The organism is Methylobacterium gossipiicola (genome assembly GCF_900113485.1).
GTDB classification, from domain to species: Bacteria; Pseudomonadota; Alphaproteobacteria; order Rhizobiales; family Beijerinckiaceae; genus Methylobacterium; species Methylobacterium gossipiicola.
In genome coordinates this window covers 1-17,966 of sequence record NZ_FOPM01000010.1, presented here as the reverse complement: position 1 = coordinate 17,966, position 17,966 = coordinate 1, and the positions used below count along the sequence as shown (strand labels likewise).

Sequence of the window (17,966 nt, the reverse complement as noted above, 5' to 3'; positions counted from 1 at the left end):
TCGCACGTTTCACTCCAGCGATAAGGTCCCGCCGTGTCGAACCCCCGCATCGTCTACCTCAACGGCGAATTCCTGCCCTTCGACGCGGCGCGGGTGCCGATCATGGACCGCGGCTTCCTGTTCGCCGACGGGATCTACGAGGTCTCGGCGGTGCTCGATGGCCGCCTCGTCGACAACGAGGCCCATCTCGCCCGCCTCGACCGGTCGCTGGGCGAGATCGACATCGCCAACCCGCACACCCTGGCCGAGTGGGTGGCCCTGCAGACGGAGCTCGTCGCCCGCAACGGCGTCGCGGAGGGGCTCGTCTACATGCAGGTGACGCGCGGCGTGTACGAACGCGACTTCGCCTATCCGCCGGCCGGCACCCCGCCCACCGTGATGATGTTCACGCAGGCGAAAAGCGTGGCGGCCAATCCCCTCGCCGCCAAGGGCGCCCGTGTCATCACCGTGCCGGATCTTCGCTGGAAGCGCCGGGACATCAAGTCCGTCGCCCTGCTCGCCCAGGTGCTGGCCAAGCAGCAGGCCGCCGCCGCCGGGGTCGCGGAAGCCTGGATGGTCGAGGACGACGCCGTGACGGAAGGCTCCTCCTCGACGGCCTTCATCGTGACGAAGGGCGGCACCCTCGTGACCCGGCCGCTCTCGACCGCCCTCTTGCCCGGCATCACCCGGCAGGCGGTGCTCCGTCTCGCCGCCGAGGCCGGCCTCACCCTCGAGGAGCGCCTGTTCTCCGTGGCGGAGGCCCATGCGGCTGAGGAAGCATTCTACACCAGCGCCTCGGCCTTCGTGATGCCGGTGGTGGAACTGGACGGGAAGCCCATCGGCGCCGGTACGCCCGGCCCGCACACGGTACGGTTGCGCGAACTCTACCTGGAGATGGCGCGCGCAGGCGCTTGAGGGCGCTTCACGAGACGGGGAGACCCGGATGAAAACAGGAACGCATCGCCCTCGCATCGGTTTGTCCGGGACAATTCCCGCATCCGAAGAGGTGAAACGATGCGTCCGATTTGGCCCCTCGCCGCGGGTTTGAGCCTGCTGGCGACCGCCGCCTTCGCCCAGGCGCCCGCGCCGAACAGCACCGTGCCCGACAAGATTCAGCCCGATGCCGGGCCGCCGGGCACGGGCGGCACCCTCAGCGACAGGCTGGAAAAGAACGACGGCGTCATCAAGCCCCCGGCCAACACCGCGCCCGGCCTCGTGGTACGCCCGCCCGATCCGAACCCCGGCTCCATGCCGGTGATCAAGCCCGGCGACCTCCCCGGCCGCCAGCCCGGCACGGAGGCGAAGTAGATCCTCGTCCCCCGGTGATTCGGGGCCGAACGCACCCCTTGCTTGATTTCCGGCGACGGATCGCGGAAAGACCCGGAGAATGCGTAGGCTCGGCCCTTGGGCCGGGTCGCTGGCGCGCGGGTCCTCCGGACAGGTCTTTTGTGAATGACAAACGTCGTCGTCGTGGGCGCCCAGTGGGGTGACGAAGGCAAGGGCAAGATCGTCGATTGGCTCTCCGAGCAGGCCGACGTGGTGGTCCGCTTCCAGGGCGGGCACAATGCCGGCCACACCCTGGTCGTCAACGGCGTGACCTACAAGCTCGCCCTTTTGCCCTCGGGCGTGGTGCGGGGCGGCAAGCTCTCGGTGATCGGCAACGGCGTCGTGGTCGATCCCTGGCACCTCGTCGACGAGATCGCCCGCCTCCAGGCCCAGGGCGTCGAGATTTCGCCGAAAACCCTGCGGATCGCCGACAACGCGACGCTGATCCTGCCGCTTCACCGCGAACTCGATCATTTTCGCGAGACCTCCAATGCCGGTCTCAAGATCGGCACGACGAAGCGCGGCATCGGCCCGGCCTACGAGGACAAGGTCGGCCGCCGCGCCATCCGGGTCGTCGATCTCGCCGACGAGAGCACGCTGGCCGCCAAGATCGAGCGGGTGCTCACCCACCACAACGCCCTGCGGCGCGGGCTCGGGATCGCCGAGGTCGATGCCGGTGCGCTTCTGGCCGAACTCAAGGCCATCGCGCCCACCATCCTGCCCTATGCCGACACCGTGTGGAAACTCCTCGACGAGGAGCGCCGGGCCGGCAAGCGCATCCTGTTCGAGGGCGCGCAAGGCGCGCTCCTCGACGTCGATCACGGTACCTATCCGTTCGTGACCTCGTCCAACATCGTGGCGGCTCAGGCGGCTACGGGGTCTGGCATGGGCCCGTCGGCCATCGGCTACGTGCTCGGCATCGCCAAGGCCTACACCACTCGTGTCGGTGAGGGTCCGTTCCCCACGGAGCTGTTCGACGAGATCGGCGAGACCATCGGCGCCAAGGGCCGCGAGTTCGGCGTCAACACCGGGCGCAAGCGCCGCTGCGGCTGGTTCGATGCCGTGCTGGTGCGCCAGACCGTGCGGACCTCCGGCATCGACGGCATCGCGCTCACCAAGCTCGACATCCTCGACGGGTTCGAGACCATCAAGGTCTGCACCGGCTACCGCCTCGACGGACAGGTGATCGACCACCTGCCGGCCAATCAGGCGGCCCAGGCCAAGGTCGAGCCGATCTACGAGACCATCGAGGGCTGGTCGGGCACCACGGCCGGCGCCCGCTCCTGGGCCGACCTGCCGGCCCAGGCGATCAAATACGTGCGCCGCATCGAGGAACTCATCGGTGCCCCGGTGGCGCTGCTCTCGACCTCGCCGGAGCGCGACGACACGATCCTGATGCACAGCCCCTTCGAGGATTGAGCCTCGCGAGGGGACGGGCGGCGCGTTCGCTCCCGGGCGGGGCGCCGCTTCCGGGCGGGGCGACGCCCCGCTCCTTGAGTTGAGCGGACCCGAGGCACGATGGCCGACTACTACCCCCTGCTGGCGCGCGCCCTCGAGGCGATGCCGGACCGCTCACCGGCCCTGCGCAAGGCCGTCTACGAGCGTGCGCGCAGCGCCCTGATCAGCCAGCTGCGCTCCCTCGATCCGCCCCTCTCGGACGCAGACATCGATCTGGAGGCCCGCGCCCTCGAGGCCGCCATCGTCCGCCTGGAGGCCGAGCGTGCCCCTCCGGAGCCGATCCCCGAGCCAGCGCCCGTGGATTCCTGGCAGGACCTGCCGGAATCGGTTCCGGGCGCCCCCGAGCCGGAGCCCCTGCGCATTCCGCCCCGCGCGCCGGAGCCCTTCCTGCCGCCGGCGCCGCCGCCCGATCTCGGGCCGACGCCCCTCCTGCCGCCGGAGGCTCCGGTGGCCGCGCCGCTCATTCCGATCCAGGCGCGCAAGGGCCGCGAGGAGACGCCGTTCGTCGATCCGGCCGATGCGTTGCTGATGCCGCCCGAGCCGGCGCCCTCGGAGCCGGGCGCGGACGAGACCACGTCCGAGGCCGGCGGTGGACGTCAACGGCCGCGCATCGACGTGGTGGCCCCACCGGCCGGCCGCTCCCGCCTCGTGCGCAACATCGTCGTGGGGGCGGTGCTCTTCACCGTGATCGGCCTCATCGCCGTCGCGGCCTTCCTGCTGCGCGACAAGCCGGCGGACCTGCATCCCATCGCGGCCGAACAGCCGGAGACGGCGCCGTCCGGGGCCGAAAGCAAGTACGCCGACCGGATCGGCGGCGACCCCGCCGCCCCGCTGCCCCGGGCGCCTCAGCCGAACGTCTCAACGCCGAGTTCCGCCCAGCCGAGCACGGCAACTCCGAGTGCCGCGCCGGCCGATCTCACCGTGGCGCAGCGGGCGGTGTTCTACGAGGAGAACACCTCCGCCGCCAACGCCCCGCCGACGGTGGTGCAGGGGCGCGTCCAATGGCGCCTGGAGACCGTGAACGGCGAGCGCGGCCAGCCCCTCGAAACCGTCGTGCGGGCGAACGCGGATTTCCCGGACGCCGGGATCACCCTGACGATGACGATCAACCGCAACCGCGACACGACGCTGCCGGCGTCGCACACCATCGAGCTCGCCTTCACCACGGACGGCCTCGCCGGCGGCCCGAAGCGGGCGGTGCAGGATATCGGCCTGCTTCAGGCCAAGGAGGAGGAGAACGCCCGGGGCTCGCCGGTCTCCGGCCTGCCCGTACGGGTGCGCGAGAACCTGTTCCTCATCGGTCTGTCGTCGCTGCGCAACGACATCGAGCGGAACACCGACCTGCTGCTGCACCGGAATTGGCTCGAACTGGCGATCAAGTTCAACACCGGTTCGCGCGCGATCATCAACCTCGAGAAAGGGACCGCCGGCGCGCAGGTGATGGAGAAGGCTTTCGCCCAGTGGCAGTGACGGCCTCGGCGGCCCCCGCGGGGGCTGCCGGTGGCGGCGCATAAGGCGCCCGCTCGATGAAAGCGGTCGCCTGACGGAGGAAGCCGGCGCGGCGCTATCCCGAGGGCCTCAAGCGGCGTCCGGATTAGGCGTGGGCGGCGGTGCGGGGCGCCTCGCGGGAGGCGAGGTTGCGCTTCACCGCCTCCTGGATCTTCTCGAAGGCCCGAACCTCGATCTGGCGTACGCGCTCGCGGGAGACGCCGAACTCGCCCGAGAGATCCTCCAGGGTGATGGGATCGTCGGCGAGGCGGCGGGCCTCGAAGATGCGGCGCTCGCGGGCATTGAGCACCGACAGGGCGTCGCGCAGGGCCGAGAGCCGGTTGTTGCCCTCTTCCTCGCGGGCGAGCACCGTCTCCTGGCTCGGGCTGTTGTCGACGAGCCAATCCTGCCACTCGCCCTCGCCTTCCTCGCGCAAGGGGGCGTTGAGGGAGGTGTCGCCCGAGAGGCGACGGTTCATGTCGATCACCTCCTGCTCGGGCACGCCGAGCTTGACGGCGATCTGCGCCACCTGATCCGGCTTGAGGTCACCGTCCTCGAGGGCCGAAATGCGGCCCTTGGCCTTGCGCAGGTTGAAGAACAGCTTCTTCTGATTGGCCGTGGTGCCCATCTTCACCAGCGACCACGAACGCAGGATGTATTCCTGGATCGCGGCCTTGATCCACCACATGGCGTAGGTGGCGAGGCGAAAGCCTTTGTCGGGCTCGAAGCGCTTGACCGCCTGCATCAGGCCGACATTGCCTTCGGAGACGACCTCGCCGATGGGCAGGCCGTAGCCGCGATAACCCATGGCGATCTTGGCGACGAGGCGAAGGTGCGAGGTGACGAGGCGGTGGGCCGCGTTGCGGTCCCCCTTCTCACGCCAGTCCTTCGCGAGGGTGAATTCCTCGTTCGGTTCCAGCATCGGGAACTTGCGAATCTCATCGAGGTAGCGCGACAGGCCACCCTCGGTGGCGAGCACGGGCAATGCGCCGGCCATGTGTCATCTCCTTCCATGGTCCCCCAGGGGGCGGACCCGATCCGAACCGCCGCTCCCTTGAGCCGATGGTTCGCGTCTCCATATCTACCGGGAAACGCGGAGCCCCGGAAGGCGGTTCGGTCGAGCGAACATCGCGGTCAACGCGCGATGTCGTCGTTGGCTCATGGGTGACACGAAACGCCGCGTGCGGCGGTGCCGTTCCGCACCCTCGTCCGCCCCATCGGGGCTTGACCGTGGCGGATCGGCCGCCGAACGGGGCGGCTTGCCTCAACGGCGCAGGCTGTCCATCAGGGCCGTCATCTCGGGCGGCAGCGGGCTTTCGAAATACAGCTCCTCCCCTGTGCGCGGATGGGCGAAGCCAAGCACACAGGCGTGGAGGGCCTGACGCCCGAGGGCCTGAAGGGCCGCGCGCGCCTCCTCGTCCAGGCGGCTCGCCTTCGTCTTGAAGGCGCTGCCATAGACGGCGTCGCCCAGCAGCGGATGGCCGCGATGGCTCATGTGCACGCGGATCTGGTGCGTGCGCCCCGTTTCGAGTTCGCAACGGACCAGGGCGACGAGCCCCGCCGGATCGAGCACCTCCTCGACATGGTAATGGGTGATGGCCTCGCGCCCGGATTCGTCCCGCACCACGGCGATCTTCTCGCGGTTGCGCTGGCTGCGGGCCAGGGCGGCCTCGATGGTGCCGACGCGCGGCTCCGGCACGCCCCAGACCAGGGCGCGATAGACCCGCTCCAGGGGGCCGGTGCGACCGTGATCGGCGAACTGCTCCGTCAGGCCCTTGTGGGCGCGGTCGTTCTTGGCGACGACGAGAAGGCCGCTCGTATCCTTGTCGAGGCGGTGGACGATGCCGGGCCGCCGCACGCCGCCGATCCCCGACAGGCTGTCGCCGCAATGGGCGATGAGTCCGTTGACCAGGGTGCCGGATTCGTGGCCCGGCGCCGGATGCACCACGAGGCCCGCCGGCTTGTCGATGACGATGAGGTCGCCGTCCTCGTAGACCACGACGAGGTCCAGGGTTTCGGCCTTCGGGGTGGGCGGCGCCGCCTCCGGAATGGTGACGCTGAGATCGGCGCCCGGACCGACCTTCACCGAAAGGTCGAGGACCACGGCGCCGTCGCGCCGCACCTGGCCGCTCCGGATGAGATCCTGCAGCCGCGCCCGCGAGACGTCGGGGAAAGCCCGCGCCAGGGCCCGGTCCAGGCGTTCCGGAATCGCATCGTCGGGCAAGGTCGTCCGACGGTCCTCTGGTTGCTGCAACGAACGTCCCTCCGCCTCGAACACGTCACCCCCGGGGCGACGCAAAACCCGTCTGCAAAAACTCACGGGAAGGCACTTGCTCCCCCGCCGGACCGTCGCTATACGAACCCCACGCCGCCGGGAAGCTTCCTCCCGCCGGACGGTCCCGACGGGATCGGAACTCTCGGGAAGCGGCGTCGGTCTCCGGAAGGAGGCGGCGTTGGATTGAAGACCGCGCCCATCGTCTAGCGGTTAGGACAGGTCCCTCTCACGGATCAGACCGGGGTTCGATTCCCCGTGGGCGCGCCAATCCACCATGCTCCATTTTTCATTCGTATGCGATGTGAAATGTCGAGCTTCCAGTTTATTGCCCGTTGATCTTGGGGTGGCCTATCGCGATCGTCGTTGATGCGTCGCGAGGCGATCCAAGTCTTGGGCGCTTATGCAGGAATCCAGGTTTTATTCATTTTTATTGAGTCGGCTCTTTTGCGGTGCCGCATCGAAAGTCCCCTGCGGGCGCCGCACCTGCCCTTGCTCCGCGTTAAGATTGAGTTACCATCGGATTTGTCACCGCATTCGATGGCTGTCACTCGAGGCAAGGTGTTCGCTATGTCCCAGACCATTCGCGTCAAGCCGACTCACGACGGCACCTATACTGTCTATCGTGGCACCGAAGTGCTGGTGAGCGGCCTCACCCGCCCACAGGCCGAACGTTACGAGGCCGATCTCGCTCTTCTCGCATCCCTCGTCGCCGCGAATCCGCCCCACGGTCTCACGGTCTGATCCCGCATCCGTCGGAGCCAAGCCGAACTCCGCCATGCCGGCGGAACCGATGGGTGCTCGTCTGACGACGAGATCGCGTCGCCCGCACGCGGGCGGCGCGCGCCCGGTCGTCACTCCGGACGCAGCCGCAGGGGGCCGCGCTCGTCGATGAGCCCCGCCTCCGTGAGGCCCCGCTCCCGCCCCTGGATGTCGTAGCCCGCTTCGGTCCGGGTGATGCTGTAGAGGTAGTAGCTCGCTCGCCGGTTCGGGCCGCCCTCGCGGGCCGAGGCCGAGGTGCAGCCCACCACCGGGATCGGCTTTCCACCCGGCCCCGCCGCGAAATGCACGCTGCCGAGATGATTGTGGCCGTGCAGGATGAGATCGGCCCCGGCCTCGGCGATCATCGCCATGAAGGCTTCCGCATCCTTGAGTTCCCGCCCCGACGAAGCCCCCCCCGGATGGGGCGGATGGTGGATCATCACCACCCGGCATGGCGGCTCGGCTTCGGTGCCAAGGCGCTCCAGCATCCCTCGCGCCGCCGTGATCTGCGGCGCACCGAGGCGTCCGGTGGCCGCGAACGGCTTCGTGGGAATCGCCGACGAGAGGCCGATCAGGGCCACGGGTCCGCGTCGGCGCAGGTAGGGAAACACCCCCGCCGTGCCGTCGTCGTCCGTGGTCCAGGCCCCGCAGGCGGCGAGCAGCCCGTCGAGGGAGCCGCGCACATAGGCGTCGTGGTTGCCCGGCACGAAGCTCACGGTGTCGGGGCTGCCCAGGGCTTCGAGGAACACCCGCGAGGTCGCCCACTCGCTCGGCAGGCCGATGTTGCAGAGGTCGCCCGTGCAGGCGATGTGGTCGTGCGGCTGCGCCTGGAGATCGGCCACCAGGGCGGCCAGCAGGTCCATGTCGTGGGCGTTCTTGCGCCCGCGCCGCCAGTTCACGTAGCCCGTGGCGCGCTTGCTGAAGAGTTGGCGCAGGCGCGGGCGCGGCAGCGGCCCGACATGCGGATCGGTGATGTGGGCGAGGCGGAACATGGGCGTCCGTTTCGGCAGGAGGCGTCCCCCCGCATCGCCATTGCGGGCGCCGGGGTCAACCGGCGTGTTTTTCGCGGAAGGCCCTGTCAGGCGCTGCCGATGGCGATGCCGGTGGCGAGCACCAGGGCGCCGCCCAGCACCACCTGAAGGGCTGCCCGCCAGAAGGGTGTGGCCATGTAGCGCGTGCGGATGCCGGCGATGAGCACGAGTTCGACGGCGACCACGAACGCGGCGAGGCCCGTCGCCCACGCAAAGGCGTTCGGCCAGCGGTCGGGCACCAGATACGGCAGGGTGTGACCGAGGCCGCCCAGCGTCGTCATCACCCCGCAGACGAGGCCGCGCATCCCCGGCGAGCCGCGTCCGGTGATCGAGCCGTCATCCGACAAAGCCTCCGTGAATCCCATGCTGATCCCGGCCCCGATGGAAGCCGCCAGACCGACCAGGAAGGTCGCGGCGTTGCTGTGGGTGGCGAAGGCGGCTGCGAAGATCGGCGCCAGGGTCGAGACCGAGCCGTCGATGAGGCCGGCCAGCCCCGGCTGGACATAGCGCAGGACGAAGGCCCGGCGGTCCTCGTCGGCGGACATGCCGGGCGAAATCGGGGTGGCGGCCTCGGCGATCATGGCGGCGATCTCCATCTTGGAATTATTATAAACTAGAGATTGGAATGATTCCAGGCAAGGGGGTCTCGGCGCCTTCGGGTGGGATTTCGCCCCTGCGCCGTACGATCCGGCGGCACGGGCGCCGTTGCGTCGCCGCGCGCAACGGCGTTAGACACCGCCCGGCATCGGCCAAGGCCCCTCGATCCGGCGTTCACGACCGGGCAGGCCGTGAGTCGTCGCGCGAAGGCAGGTTCATGAGTCTCCTCAAGCGCATCGGCCGCGCTCCGCCGGTCCAGCAGGCCCTCGGCCGCTTCGCGGGCGGCTACCTGCGCTTCGTCCGCGCCACCAACCGCTTCGTGGTGGAGCCGGCGACCCCCGATCCGTGGCTCGACGATCTTTCCCCGTTCATCGCCGGCATGTGGCACGGCCAGCACACGATGATCTCGTTCATGCGACGGCCGCACGACCGCATCGCCACGATCATCTCACGCTCGCCCGACGGCAACATCAACACCATCGCGCTTGAGCGCATGGGGGTGCGGGTGATCCGCGCCTCTGGGGCGCGCGGCCGGGCCGTGCGCGACGTGAAGGCCAAGGGCGGGGCGGAGGGGTTGCGCGCCATGCTGCGCGCCCTCAAGAACGGCGAATCCGTTGCCTTCAGCGCCGACGTCCCGAAGGTGTCGCGGCGCTGCGACGCCGGCATCCTCACCCTCGCGCGCTTCTCCGGGCGCCCCATCGTGCCCGTCGCCGTGGTGACGAGCCGGCATCTGCGCCTCAAGAGCTGGGACCGGGCCTGTTTCGGTCTCCCCTTCGGCCGGGGGGCCATGGTGTTCGGAACGCCGATCTCCATCCCCCGCGAGGTCGAACCGCAGGAATTCGAGGCCCTGCGGGTCGCGGTCGAGGCCGAGATGAACCGCGTCCACGACCGCGCCTACACCCTCGTCGGCCGGCTCGACCGGGTGGGGAACCCCGCGTGACGACGCCCCCGGAGGCGCCGCCCCTCACGGCGCTCCTGCGGGTCTACCGCTCCGGCCTCGTGTTCGGCGAGCCCGCCGTCGCCGGCCTGCTCGCGTGGCGCGCCCGCCGCGGCAAGGAGGATCCGGGCCGCCTCTCCGAGCGCCGGGGCCTGCCGGGCCGGGCTCGGCCCCCCGGCCCCCTCGTGTGGATGCACGGGGCCAGTGTCGGCGAGATCCTGTCCCTCGTCGGCCTCGTCGACGGCATGATCGCGCGGGGCTTCTCGGTCCTCGTCACCACGGGAACCCGCAGCGCCGCCGACCTCATCGGCCCGCGCCTCCCGCCGGGCGCCCTGCACCAGTACGTTCCCCTCGACGCGCCCCGCTGGGTCGCCCGCTTCCTCGACCATTGGCGGCCGGACCTCGCCCTCGTGGCGGAATCCGAGATCTGGCCGAGCACCATCGTGGGGCTGCACACCCGCGCGATCCCCCTCCTCCTCGTCAACGGCCGGATATCCGAGCGTTCGTTCCGGGGCTGGAGCCGCACGCCGCGCACGGCCAGGGCGCTCCTGTCGCGCATCTCCGTCTGCCTCGCCCAGACGGAGGCGGATGCGGCCCGCTTCGCCCGCCTCGGCGCCCCCCGCGTCAGCGTCGCCGGCAATCTCAAATACGATTCCGAGGTGCCCCCCGTGGACGCGCAGGAGCACGCGCATCTGCGCGACTGCATCGGCGACCGCCCGGTCTGGGTCGCGGCGAGCACCCATCCGGGGGAGGACGCCGTGGTGGCGGGCGTCCACGCGGCCCTGAAGCGGCGCTGGCCCAGCCTCCTCACCATCGTGGTGCCGCGCCATCCGCATCGTGGCGGCGATGTCGCCGCCCGGGCGGCGGCGGAGGGTTTGCGCAGCGCGCGCCGCTCGCAGGGCGAGCGCCCACACGGGGAGATCGCCCTCTACGTCGCCGACACCCTGGGCGAACTCGGACTGTTCTATCGTCTGGCCACTGTGGTGTATCTCGGCGGCTCCCTCGTGGAGCGGGGCGGCCAGAACCCCATCGAGCCGACGCGCCTCGGAGCGGCCGTGCTGCACGGGCCGCACATCTTCAATTTCTCGCAAGTCTATGGCGCCCTCGACGCCGCCGGCGGTGCCCGCTGCGTCGCCGACGGCGCCGACCTCGCGGTGGCCCTCGACGAGCTCCTCGCCGATCCGGCCCGCATCGACGCCATGGCCCGCGCGGGCGCCGCTGCCCTCGCGCCGTTCGAGGGCGCCGTCGACCGCACTCTGGCGGTGCTCGATCCGTTCATCGCGCAGATGCAGCTCGCCGAACTGGCCTCGGCCGCACCCTGATGCGCCCGCCGGCCTTCTGGAACGCGGCACCGGGGCACCCCGCCGCGCGGGCCCTGGCACCGCTCGCCGCCCTTTACGGCTGGCGCAGCGTCGTCCGGATGGACCGGCCGGGGGTACACGCCCCCTGCCCCGTGATCTGTGTCGGCAACTTCACCCTCGGGGGCGCCGGCAAGACCCCCACGGCCCTGGCGCTCGCCACGATGCTGCGCGATCTTGGCGCCGCTCCGGCCTTCCTGACGCGCGGCTATGGCGGGTGCCTCACCGGCCCCGTCCGGGTCGAGCCCGACCGGCACGGCGCGGCCGAGACCGGCGACGAGCCCCTGCTGCTGGCGCGCCACGCCCCCACGGTGGTGGCGCGCGACCGCGTGGCCGGCGCCCGCCAATGCGTCGCCCTGGGCGCCGACGTCATCGTCATGGATGACGGCCTGCAGAATCCGGCGCTCGCCAAGGATCTCGCCCTCGCGGTGGTCGATGCCGGGGCGGGCCTCGGGAACGGCCGGGTGTTTCCCGCCGGCCCCCTGCGGGTTTCGCTCGCCCGGCAATGGCCGCATGTCCACGGAATCGTCCTCGTCGGCGACGGTGCGCCGGGCGAGGCTGTGGCCGAGGATGCCGCGCGGCGCGGCCTGCCCGTCCACCGCGCCCGCCTCGTGCCGGGCGGCGACTGGGATGGGCGCCGGGTCCTCGCCTTCGCGGGAATCGGCCGGCCGGAAAAGATGTTCGCGACGCTACGGGCGGCGGGCGCCGATGTCGCCGGCACGTGGGCGTTTCCCGATCACCATCCCTATCGCCGAACCGACCTCGACGCCCTGGCGGCGGAGGCGGCGCGCCTCGGCGCCGATCTCGTCACCACGGCCAAGGATCATGTCCGCCTGCCGCCGGACTTTTCCGGGCGGGTCGCGGTCCTGCCCGTCACCCTTGAAATTCTCCCGACGACCGCCCTCGTCGCACAGCTCGCGACAAGCCTGCGGCGGTCCTGAATGCCCGATGGCATCGCCAAGGACTGTCGTTGGTCTCGAGAAAGATGGGGTTTAACCTCGGGGAATGCCCGAATCGTCCACCGTCCTCGCCTTCGCCCTCATCTCCCTCGGCATGGTGCTGACGCCGGGGCCGAACATGATCTACCTCGTGTCGCGCTCCATCGCGCAGGGTCCACGGGCCGGGCTGATCTCGCTGGGTGGCGTGGCCCTGGGCTTTCTCGTCTACATGCTGTGCGCGGCCCTCGGCATCACCGCCCTGCTGCTCGCCGTGCCGTTCGCCTACGATGCCCTGCGCGGGGCCGGGGCGGCCTACCTGCTCTACCTCGCCTGGCAGGCCGTACGGCCGGGCGGACGCAGCCCGTTCGCGGCGCGCGCCCTGCCCCATGACGGCCCGCGTCGGCTGTTCACCATGGGCTTCGTGACCAACCTGCTCAATCCGAAGATCGCGGTGATGTACCTGTCGTTGCTGCCGCAATTCGTCGATCCCGAGCGGGGCAGCGTCCTGGCTCAGGCCCTGATCCTCGGCAGCGTCCAGATCGTCATCAGCGTCAGCATCAACGCGGCCATCGCCTACGGGGCCGGGTCGGTCTCTGCGTTCCTCACCGATCGTCCGGTCTGGCAGCTGATACAGCGCTGGCTCATGGGGACGGTGCTGGCCGGCCTCGCCCTGCGCATGGCCGCGGAATCGCGACGCTGAGCGATCAGGGCTGTCCCAGCGCCTTCGCGAACGCCGCGAGGTTGTGGCGCATCATCCCCACGTAGGTCGGGGCCGGACCATCGGGTCCCGACAGGGCGTCGGAATAGACCTTGCCGCCGACAGTCGCGCCGCTCTCGCGGGCGATCTGCTCCATGAGGCGCGGGTCGGCGATGGTCTCCAGGAACACCGCCGGGATCTTCTCCGCCTTGATCTGTCGGACGATGCGCGCCACGTCGCGCGGGCTCGCCTCGCTGTCCATGGAGACGCCCTGCGGCGCGATGAAGGTGAGGCCGTAGGCGGCGGTGAAGTAGCCGAAGGCGTCGTGCGTGGTGATGATCCGTCGCCGCGCGGGCGGAATGTTCGCGATTGTCGCGCGGACCTCGCCCTCCAGGGCGTCGAGTTCGCCGAGATAGGCTTTGGCGCGGGCCTCGTACACCGCCGCATGGGCGGGATCGCGCTTCACCAGACCGTCGCGGATGTTGGCGACGTAGACCTTGGCGTTGGCGATGCTCTGCCAGGCATGGGGGTCGGCGTGGTGATCGTGACCATGGCCGTGCCCATGTCCGGACTCTTCGGGCTCCTCGATGGGCTTGATTCCCTTGGAGGCCACAACCACCGGGGCCTTGGTGCCCGACGCCTTGATCAGGCGGTCGATCCAGCCCTCCAGGCCGAGGCCGTTGACCACCACGAGATCCGCCGCCGCGAGAGTCTTGGCGTCGCTCGGCGCCGGCGCGTAGCCGTGGGCATCGGCATCGGGCTTCACCAGAGTGGTGACGGCGACGCGGTCGCCGCCGACCTGACTCGCGAGATCGCCCAGGATCGAGAAGGTCGCCACCACCCGTAACTTCTCGGCATCGGCCCGCGCCGCGCTTCCGAGAAGCGCGAGAAGCAGGGCGAAGGCCAGCGGCCAAGCGGTTGAGAAGCGCCAACGCGGCATCGATCCAAATCCTGAACTCATGATCGGCCGAGCTTGTAATGCAACATTATCACATTGCCAAGTTTGGCCCTCGACTTGATCTCTCGATCCCACGGTCGCAAACACCGCCTCATGCGATTGGGCGGGGCGTTGAGAAAGTCACAAGAAACATGGCGCGTCGGCCGCTCCTCCGGGGTGACACCCTCCCCCTCCTGGCCCGCGTCTGGCGCGACTGGCTCAGGCCCCACCGGGCGACGTTGGCCGTGGTGCTCGTGCTCATCGCCATCGTGGGCGCGGCGACGGGGTTCTATCCGGCCCTGATCAAGGGTGCGTTCGATGCGTTCGACCGCAAGGACACGGCGGCCCTGGCCTATGGCCCCCTCGTGGTCATCGCCATCACGTCGATCCGGGGCTTCGCCCTGTTCGGCCAGACGGTGCTGACCAACCGGGTGGTGACGCGGGTCGAGGCCGACATGCAGGCGGCCCTCTATGCCCACCTCATCGATTCGGATCTGGCCCAGCTCGGTCGCGAGAGCCCGGCGGCCTTCACCCAGCGCTTCACCACGGATTTTGCGTTCATCAAGGAGGCGCTGACCCGCATCTCCACGGTGCTCCTGCGCGACATCGCCATGCTGATCGCCCTGGTGGCGGCGCTGATCTGGATGGACCCGCTCCTGACGCTCGTCGCCGGCATCACCGTGCCGTTCGTCGCCGGACCCATCGGCCGGGTCGGCAAGAAGCTGCGCCGGGTCTCGACAACGACGCAGGAGCAGATGGGGCTCACCGCGAGCCTCATCTCCGAGAGCCTGCAGGGCGCGCGCATCGCCAAGACCTACGCCCTCGAAGGCTACCTCAAGGGCCGGGCGGACCATGCCTTCGACGAGGTCCGCCGCCTCAAGATGAAGGCCGCCAACGCCCGTGGGCGCCTCGATCCGCTCCTCGAGATCGGCGGCGGCTTCGCCGTGGCCGCCGTGCTGGTGCTCGTGGGACAGCGGGTGATGTCGGGCGAGCGCACGGTGGGGGATTTCACCGGCTACGTCGCCGCCCTGCTGCTGGCCGCCCAACCGGCCCGGGCGCTCGGCACCCTCAACGCCATCCTGCAGGAGGCGGGGGCGGCCCTGCAACGCTACTTCGCCCTCATGGACGAGGCCCCCGTGATCCGCGAGGCGGCGGATGCGGCGCCGCTCGCCGTCTCGGGGGGCGCCATCCGCTTCCAGGACGTGCGCTTCCGGTATCGCGCCGACGCCCCCGCCCTGGAGGGCATCGATCTCTTCGTTCCGGCCGGCGCCACCGTGGCCCTGGTGGGGCGCTCCGGATCGGGCAAATCCTCGCTCCTCAACCTCGTGCCGCGCCTCTACGACGTCGATTCGGGCGTCGTCTCCATCGACGGGCAGGACATCCGGGGCGTGACCTTCGACTCCCTGCGCCGGGCCGTCGCGGTGGTGTCCCAGGAGGTGGTGCTGTTCGACGATACGGTCGCGGCCAATATCGGCTTCGGCCGCCCCGGCGCGACGCGGGACGAGATCGAGGCGGCGGCGGAGGCGGCGGCCGCCCACGGCTTCGTCTCGCGCCTGCCCGAGGGCTACGATTTCCGCGTCGGTCCCGCCGGGGGGCGACTCTCGGGGGGCGAGCGCCAGCGCATCTCCCTCGCCCGCGCCTTCCTGCGGGACGCGCCGATCCTGCTCCTCGACGAGGCCACGAGCGCGCTGGATTCCGAATCCGAGCGCCTCGTCCAGGCCGCGCTCCTGCGGCTGATGCGGGGCCGCACCACCCTGGTCATCGCCCACCGCCTCTCGACGGTGCGCGACGCCGACCTCATCGTGGTGATGGAGGCCGGGCGCGTCGCCGAGACCGGCACCCACGACGCCCTCATGGCACGCGGCGGCGCCTATGCCCGACTCCACCGCATGCAGCTCTCGGGCGACGCCGCCGCCGAAACCCTGGCGCCGTGAGGGGGCGGCTTTCTCGCTGACCACGTGCGGGTCGCCTCTCCCCGCAAGCATGAAGAGGGGGAACGCCCGCGGTCCGTCGCGGGTCTTCTCGGACGAAGCGCAGGCGCGGAGTTCGGATGAAATCAGAGTCCTACGGCCACACTGAGGACGGGCACGCCGTCACCCGCTACACCCTGGCGCGGGGCGATCTCACCGTGCAGGTCCTCGATTACGGCGGGGTGGTGACCCGGATCGCGGTTCCGGACCGCACGGGGGCCATCGCCAACGTGGTCCTGGGCGCCGCCGATCTCGCCGGCTACGAGGCGAGCGACGCGCATTTCGGCGCGCTCATCGGGCGGTTCGCCAACCGCATCGCGGGCGGTCGCTTCCACCTCGACGGACACGTCTACGATCTTCCCCGTAACGCGGGGCGGAACACGATGCATGGCGGGCCGCAGGGCTTCGACCGCAGGGTCTGGCGGGTCGAAGGGGTGACGGACACGAGCCTGACCCTGGCGCTGCGCTCCCCCGATGGGGATGAGGGTTTTCCCGGCACCCTCGACGTGCGGGTGACCTACAGTCTCACCGACGACGAGACCCTCGCCATCGCCTACGCGGCCGAGACCGACCGGCCGACGGTCCTGAACCTCACGAACCACAGCTATTTCAACCTCGCGGGCGAAGGCGCCGGAAGCGTCCTCGACCATCGCGTGACGGTCGCGGCCGACGCGTTCCTCGCCGTGGACGACGCGCAAATTCCGACGGGCGAGCGGCGCCCCGTCGCCGGCACCCCGTTGGATTTTCGGCATCCCACGGCCCTCGGCGCCCGCATCCGCGCGGCCGACCCGCAATTGATCCGGGCCAAGGGCTACGACCACACCTTCGTGCTGGGCGCGCCCGGTGTCCTGCGCATGGCGGCCACCGCCTACGATCCGGTGAGCGGTCGGCACCTCACCGTCGCCACCACCCAGCCCGGCCTCCAACTCTACACCGCCAACATGCTCGACGGCACGGTGACGGGCTCCGGCGGCGGCCTCTACCGGGCCGGGGATGCCGTGTGCTTCGAGGCGCAGGGGTTTCCCGACGCGCCGAACCAGCCGGATTTTCCGAGCACCACCCTGCGGCCAGGCGAGCGCTTCGCCGCCCTCACCACCTACCGGTTCACGGTTCCATGACGGTGCTCGTCTACGCCGCCGCCGCCCTGTTCGAGATCGCCGGCTGCTTCTCGGTCTGGGCCTGGCTGCGGCTCGGGCGCTCGGCGTGGTGGCTGGCGCCGGGGGCCGTGGCCCTCGCGCTCTTTGCCTGGCTCCTCACCCGCGTCGAGACGGAGGTGGCGGGGCGGGCCTTTGCTGCCTATGGCGGCCTCTATATCGGAGCCTCGCTCCTGTGGATGTGGGCGGCGGAGGGGCAGCGACCCGACCGCTTCGACCTCGCGGGGGCGGCCCTCTGCCTCGCGGGCGCCGGCGTGATCCTCTACGGCCCCCGCGCCTGAACGCCAGCAGCCGAGGGGGCGGGTTCGCGACAGACCCGCTGAATCGCGCTGCGATCGTGAGGCCGATCAGCCCTCGCGGCCGTCCGCCTCCACCAGGATCTCGCGCTTGCCGGCGTGGTTGGCCGGTCCGACGATGCCCTCGATCTCCATGCGCTCCATGAGGGAGGCGGCGCGGTTGTAGCCGATCTGCAGGCGGCGCTGGATGTAGGAGGTGGAGGCTTTCTTGTCCCGCAGCACCACCTGCATGGCCTGGGCGTAGAGGTCGCCGCCGGTCTCGCCGAAGCTGCCCTGATCGAACACGGCGCCGTCCATCTCGACCTCGTCCGAGCCCGCCTTGCCGCCCTCCCCCTCGTCGGCCGTGACGGCTTCGAGGTAGGACGGACGGCCCTGTCGCTTGAGGTGCGCCACCACGCTCTCGACCTCCGAATCCGAGCAGAACGGCCCGTGCACGCGGGTGGTGCGCCCACCCCCGGCCATGAACAGCATGTCGCCCTGGCCCAGCAGCTGCTCGGCGCCCATCTCGCCCAGAATCGTGCGCGAATCGATCTTCGAGGTCACCTGGAAGGAGATCCGGGTCGGGAAGTTCGCCTTGATGGTGCCGGTGATGACGTCCACCGACGGGCGCTGCGTCGCCATGATGAGGTGGATGCCGGCGGCCCGCGCCATCTGGGCGAGGCGCTGGATCGCCCCCTCGATGTCCTTGCCCGCCACCATCATGAGGTCGGCCATCTCGTCGACCACGATGACGATGTAGGGCAGCGCCGAGAGGTCCATCTCCTCG

General features: G+C 70.3%; 17 protein-coding genes, 1 tRNA gene and 1 pseudogene. 13 read left to right on the top strand and 6 right to left on the bottom strand.

The genetic code is table 11. The features are described 5' to 3' along the window. Positions 1-33 precede the first annotated feature (33 nt). The 4 genes from BM249_RS10515 to BM249_RS10500 all read left to right on the top strand — a co-directional run bounded on the left by BM249_RS10515 (position 34) and on the right by BM249_RS10500 (position 4,233). Positions 34-894: a D-amino-acid transaminase gene (locus BM249_RS10515; protein ID WP_091971669.1), complete on the top strand. Its 861-nt coding sequence runs from the start codon at positions 34-36 to the stop codon at positions 892-894. Between the two features lie 99 nt (positions 895-993). Continuing rightward, positions 994-1,287, top strand: a complete 294-nt coding sequence (locus BM249_RS10510; RefSeq protein ID WP_091971666.1) for a hypothetical protein — start codon at positions 994-996, stop codon at positions 1,285-1,287. Positions 1,288-1,431: 144 nt separating this feature from the next. Continuing rightward, the gene (locus BM249_RS10505; RefSeq protein ID WP_091971663.1) at positions 1,432-2,724 is read left to right on the top strand and encodes an adenylosuccinate synthase; all 1,293 of its coding nucleotides are present in this window, start codon (positions 1,432-1,434) and stop codon (positions 2,722-2,724) included. Positions 2,725-2,823: 99 nt separating this feature from the next. Further along, a complete protein-coding gene (locus tag BM249_RS10500) occupies positions 2,824-4,233 on the top strand; it encodes a histidine kinase (RefSeq protein WP_091971660.1) in 1,410 nt (469 codons plus the stop codon). 124 nt (positions 4,234-4,357) lie between these two features. On the opposite strand, the gene rpoH is transcribed toward BM249_RS10500, so the two are convergent. Together rpoH and BM249_RS10490 are read right to left on the bottom strand one after the other, a co-directional pair. Then, the gene (gene rpoH, locus BM249_RS10495; RefSeq protein ID WP_091971657.1) at positions 4,358-5,248 is read right to left on the bottom strand and encodes an RNA polymerase sigma factor RpoH; all 891 of its coding nucleotides are present in this window, start codon (positions 5,246-5,248) and stop codon (positions 4,358-4,360) included. A 267-nt stretch (positions 5,249-5,515) separates the two neighbouring features. Continuing rightward, positions 5,516-6,475 (bottom strand): RluA family pseudouridine synthase, encoded by a 960-nt coding sequence (locus tag BM249_RS10490; protein WP_244528688.1) that lies wholly within the window; start codon positions 6,473-6,475, stop codon positions 5,516-5,518. A 243-nt stretch (positions 6,476-6,718) separates the two neighbouring features. Here BM249_RS10490 and BM249_RS10485 point away from each other — a divergent pair. Together BM249_RS10485 and BM249_RS21665 are read left to right on the top strand one after the other, a co-directional pair. Beyond that, positions 6,719-6,793 (top strand) — tRNA-Glu (locus BM249_RS10485). A 300-nt stretch (positions 6,794-7,093) separates the two neighbouring features. Continuing rightward, on the top strand, positions 7,094-7,267 hold the full coding sequence (locus tag BM249_RS21665; RefSeq protein WP_177232387.1) for a hypothetical protein: 174 nt from the start codon (positions 7,094-7,096) through the stop codon (positions 7,265-7,267). A 110-nt stretch (positions 7,268-7,377) separates the two neighbouring features. On the opposite strand, the gene BM249_RS10480 is transcribed toward BM249_RS21665, so the two are convergent. Together BM249_RS10480 and BM249_RS10475 are read right to left on the bottom strand one after the other, a co-directional pair. Beyond that, positions 7,378-8,277, bottom strand: coding sequence for a metallophosphoesterase family protein (locus tag BM249_RS10480; RefSeq protein WP_091971651.1), 900 nt, complete (start codon positions 8,275-8,277; stop codon positions 7,378-7,380). A gap of 86 nt (positions 8,278-8,363) precedes the next feature. Further along, a pseudogene (locus BM249_RS10475) lies at positions 8,364-8,852 on the bottom strand (VIT1/CCC1 transporter family protein); the annotation flags it as partial. A gap of 278 nt (positions 8,853-9,130) precedes the next feature. On the opposite strand from BM249_RS10475, the gene BM249_RS10470 reads away from it, so the two are divergent. From BM249_RS10470 to BM249_RS10455, 4 genes are all read left to right on the top strand, one after another. Further along, on the top strand, positions 9,131-9,853 hold the full coding sequence (locus tag BM249_RS10470) for a lysophospholipid acyltransferase family protein (RefSeq protein ID WP_091971648.1): 723 nt from the start codon (positions 9,131-9,133) through the stop codon (positions 9,851-9,853). After that, the gene (locus BM249_RS10465; protein ID WP_091971645.1) at positions 9,850-11,172 is read left to right on the top strand and encodes a 3-deoxy-D-manno-octulosonic acid transferase; all 1,323 of its coding nucleotides are present in this window, start codon (positions 9,850-9,852) and stop codon (positions 11,170-11,172) included. Before BM249_RS10470 ends, BM249_RS10465 begins: the two co-directional genes overlap by 4 nt. After that, positions 11,172-12,149 carry a tetraacyldisaccharide 4'-kinase gene (lpxK, locus tag BM249_RS10460; RefSeq protein ID WP_091971642.1) on the top strand — a complete coding sequence of 326 codons (978 nt, stop codon included), beginning with the start codon at positions 11,172-11,174 and terminating at the stop codon, positions 12,147-12,149. The genes BM249_RS10465 and lpxK overlap by 1 nt, the downstream gene beginning before the upstream one ends. Positions 12,150-12,213: 64 nt before the next feature. Next, positions 12,214-12,846 carry a LysE family translocator gene (locus BM249_RS10455; RefSeq protein WP_091971639.1) on the top strand — a complete coding sequence of 211 codons (633 nt, stop codon included), beginning with the start codon at positions 12,214-12,216 and terminating at the stop codon, positions 12,844-12,846. A 4-nt stretch (positions 12,847-12,850) separates the two neighbouring features. On the opposite strand, the gene BM249_RS10450 is transcribed toward BM249_RS10455, so the two are convergent. Then, positions 12,851-13,783, bottom strand: coding sequence for a metal ABC transporter substrate-binding protein (locus tag BM249_RS10450; RefSeq protein ID WP_091971635.1), 933 nt, complete (start codon positions 13,781-13,783; stop codon positions 12,851-12,853). Between the two features lie 149 nt (positions 13,784-13,932). Here BM249_RS10450 and BM249_RS10445 point away from each other — a divergent pair, with 149 nt between their 5' ends. From BM249_RS10445 to BM249_RS10435, 3 genes are all read left to right on the top strand, one after another. Further along, complete coding sequence (locus tag BM249_RS10445) at positions 13,933-15,714, top strand: ABC transporter ATP-binding protein (protein ID WP_091971632.1); 1,782 nt, start codon at positions 13,933-13,935, stop codon at positions 15,712-15,714. Between the two features lie 116 nt (positions 15,715-15,830). Then, positions 15,831-16,868 (top strand): aldose epimerase family protein, encoded by a 1,038-nt coding sequence (locus BM249_RS10440; RefSeq protein WP_091971629.1) that lies wholly within the window; start codon positions 15,831-15,833, stop codon positions 16,866-16,868. Then, positions 16,865-17,185 carry a YnfA family protein gene (locus BM249_RS10435; RefSeq protein WP_091971626.1) on the top strand — a complete coding sequence of 107 codons (321 nt, stop codon included), beginning with the start codon at positions 16,865-16,867 and terminating at the stop codon, positions 17,183-17,185. The genes BM249_RS10440 and BM249_RS10435 overlap by 4 nt, the downstream gene beginning before the upstream one ends. Positions 17,186-17,251: 66 nt before the next feature. Here BM249_RS10435 and BM249_RS10430 read toward each other — a convergent pair. Next, the coding region (locus tag BM249_RS10430; RefSeq protein WP_143103731.1) for a DNA translocase FtsK at positions 17,252-17,966 on the bottom strand (715 nt) is incomplete at its 5' end.

Excerpts from the sequence above, each read along its gene's own strand:
- BM249_RS10510 (WP_091971666.1), top strand. The coding sequence starts at position 994 with ATGCGTCCGATTTGGCCCCTCGCCGCGGGTTTGAGCCTGCTGGCGACC.
- BM249_RS10505 (WP_091971663.1), top strand. The coding sequence starts at position 1,432 with ATGACAAACGTCGTCGTCGTGGGCGCCCAGTGGGGTGACGAAGGCAAG.
- BM249_RS10500 (WP_091971660.1), top strand. The coding sequence starts at position 2,824 with ATGGCCGACTACTACCCCCTGCTGGCGCGCGCCCTCGAGGCGATGCCG.
- rpoH (WP_091971657.1), bottom strand. The coding sequence starts at position 5,248 with ATGGCCGGCGCATTGCCCGTGCTCGCCACCGAGGGTGGCCTGTCGCGC.
- BM249_RS21665 (WP_177232387.1), top strand. The coding sequence starts at position 7,094 with ATGTCCCAGACCATTCGCGTCAAGCCGACTCACGACGGCACCTATACT.
- BM249_RS10480 (WP_091971651.1), bottom strand. The coding sequence starts at position 8,277 with ATGTTCCGCCTCGCCCACATCACCGATCCGCATGTCGGGCCGCTGCCG.
- BM249_RS10470 (WP_091971648.1), top strand. The coding sequence starts at position 9,131 with ATGAGTCTCCTCAAGCGCATCGGCCGCGCTCCGCCGGTCCAGCAGGCC.
- lpxK (WP_091971642.1), top strand. The coding sequence starts at position 11,172 with ATGCGCCCGCCGGCCTTCTGGAACGCGGCACCGGGGCACCCCGCCGCG.
- BM249_RS10455 (WP_091971639.1), top strand. The coding sequence starts at position 12,214 with ATGCCCGAATCGTCCACCGTCCTCGCCTTCGCCCTCATCTCCCTCGGC.
- BM249_RS10450 (WP_091971635.1), bottom strand. The coding sequence starts at position 13,783 with ATGCCGCGTTGGCGCTTCTCAACCGCTTGGCCGCTGGCCTTCGCCCTG.
- BM249_RS10445 (WP_091971632.1), top strand. The coding sequence starts at position 13,933 with ATGGCGCGTCGGCCGCTCCTCCGGGGTGACACCCTCCCCCTCCTGGCC.
- BM249_RS10440 (WP_091971629.1), top strand. The coding sequence starts at position 15,831 with ATGAAATCAGAGTCCTACGGCCACACTGAGGACGGGCACGCCGTCACC.
- BM249_RS10435 (WP_091971626.1), top strand. The coding sequence starts at position 16,865 with ATGACGGTGCTCGTCTACGCCGCCGCCGCCCTGTTCGAGATCGCCGGC.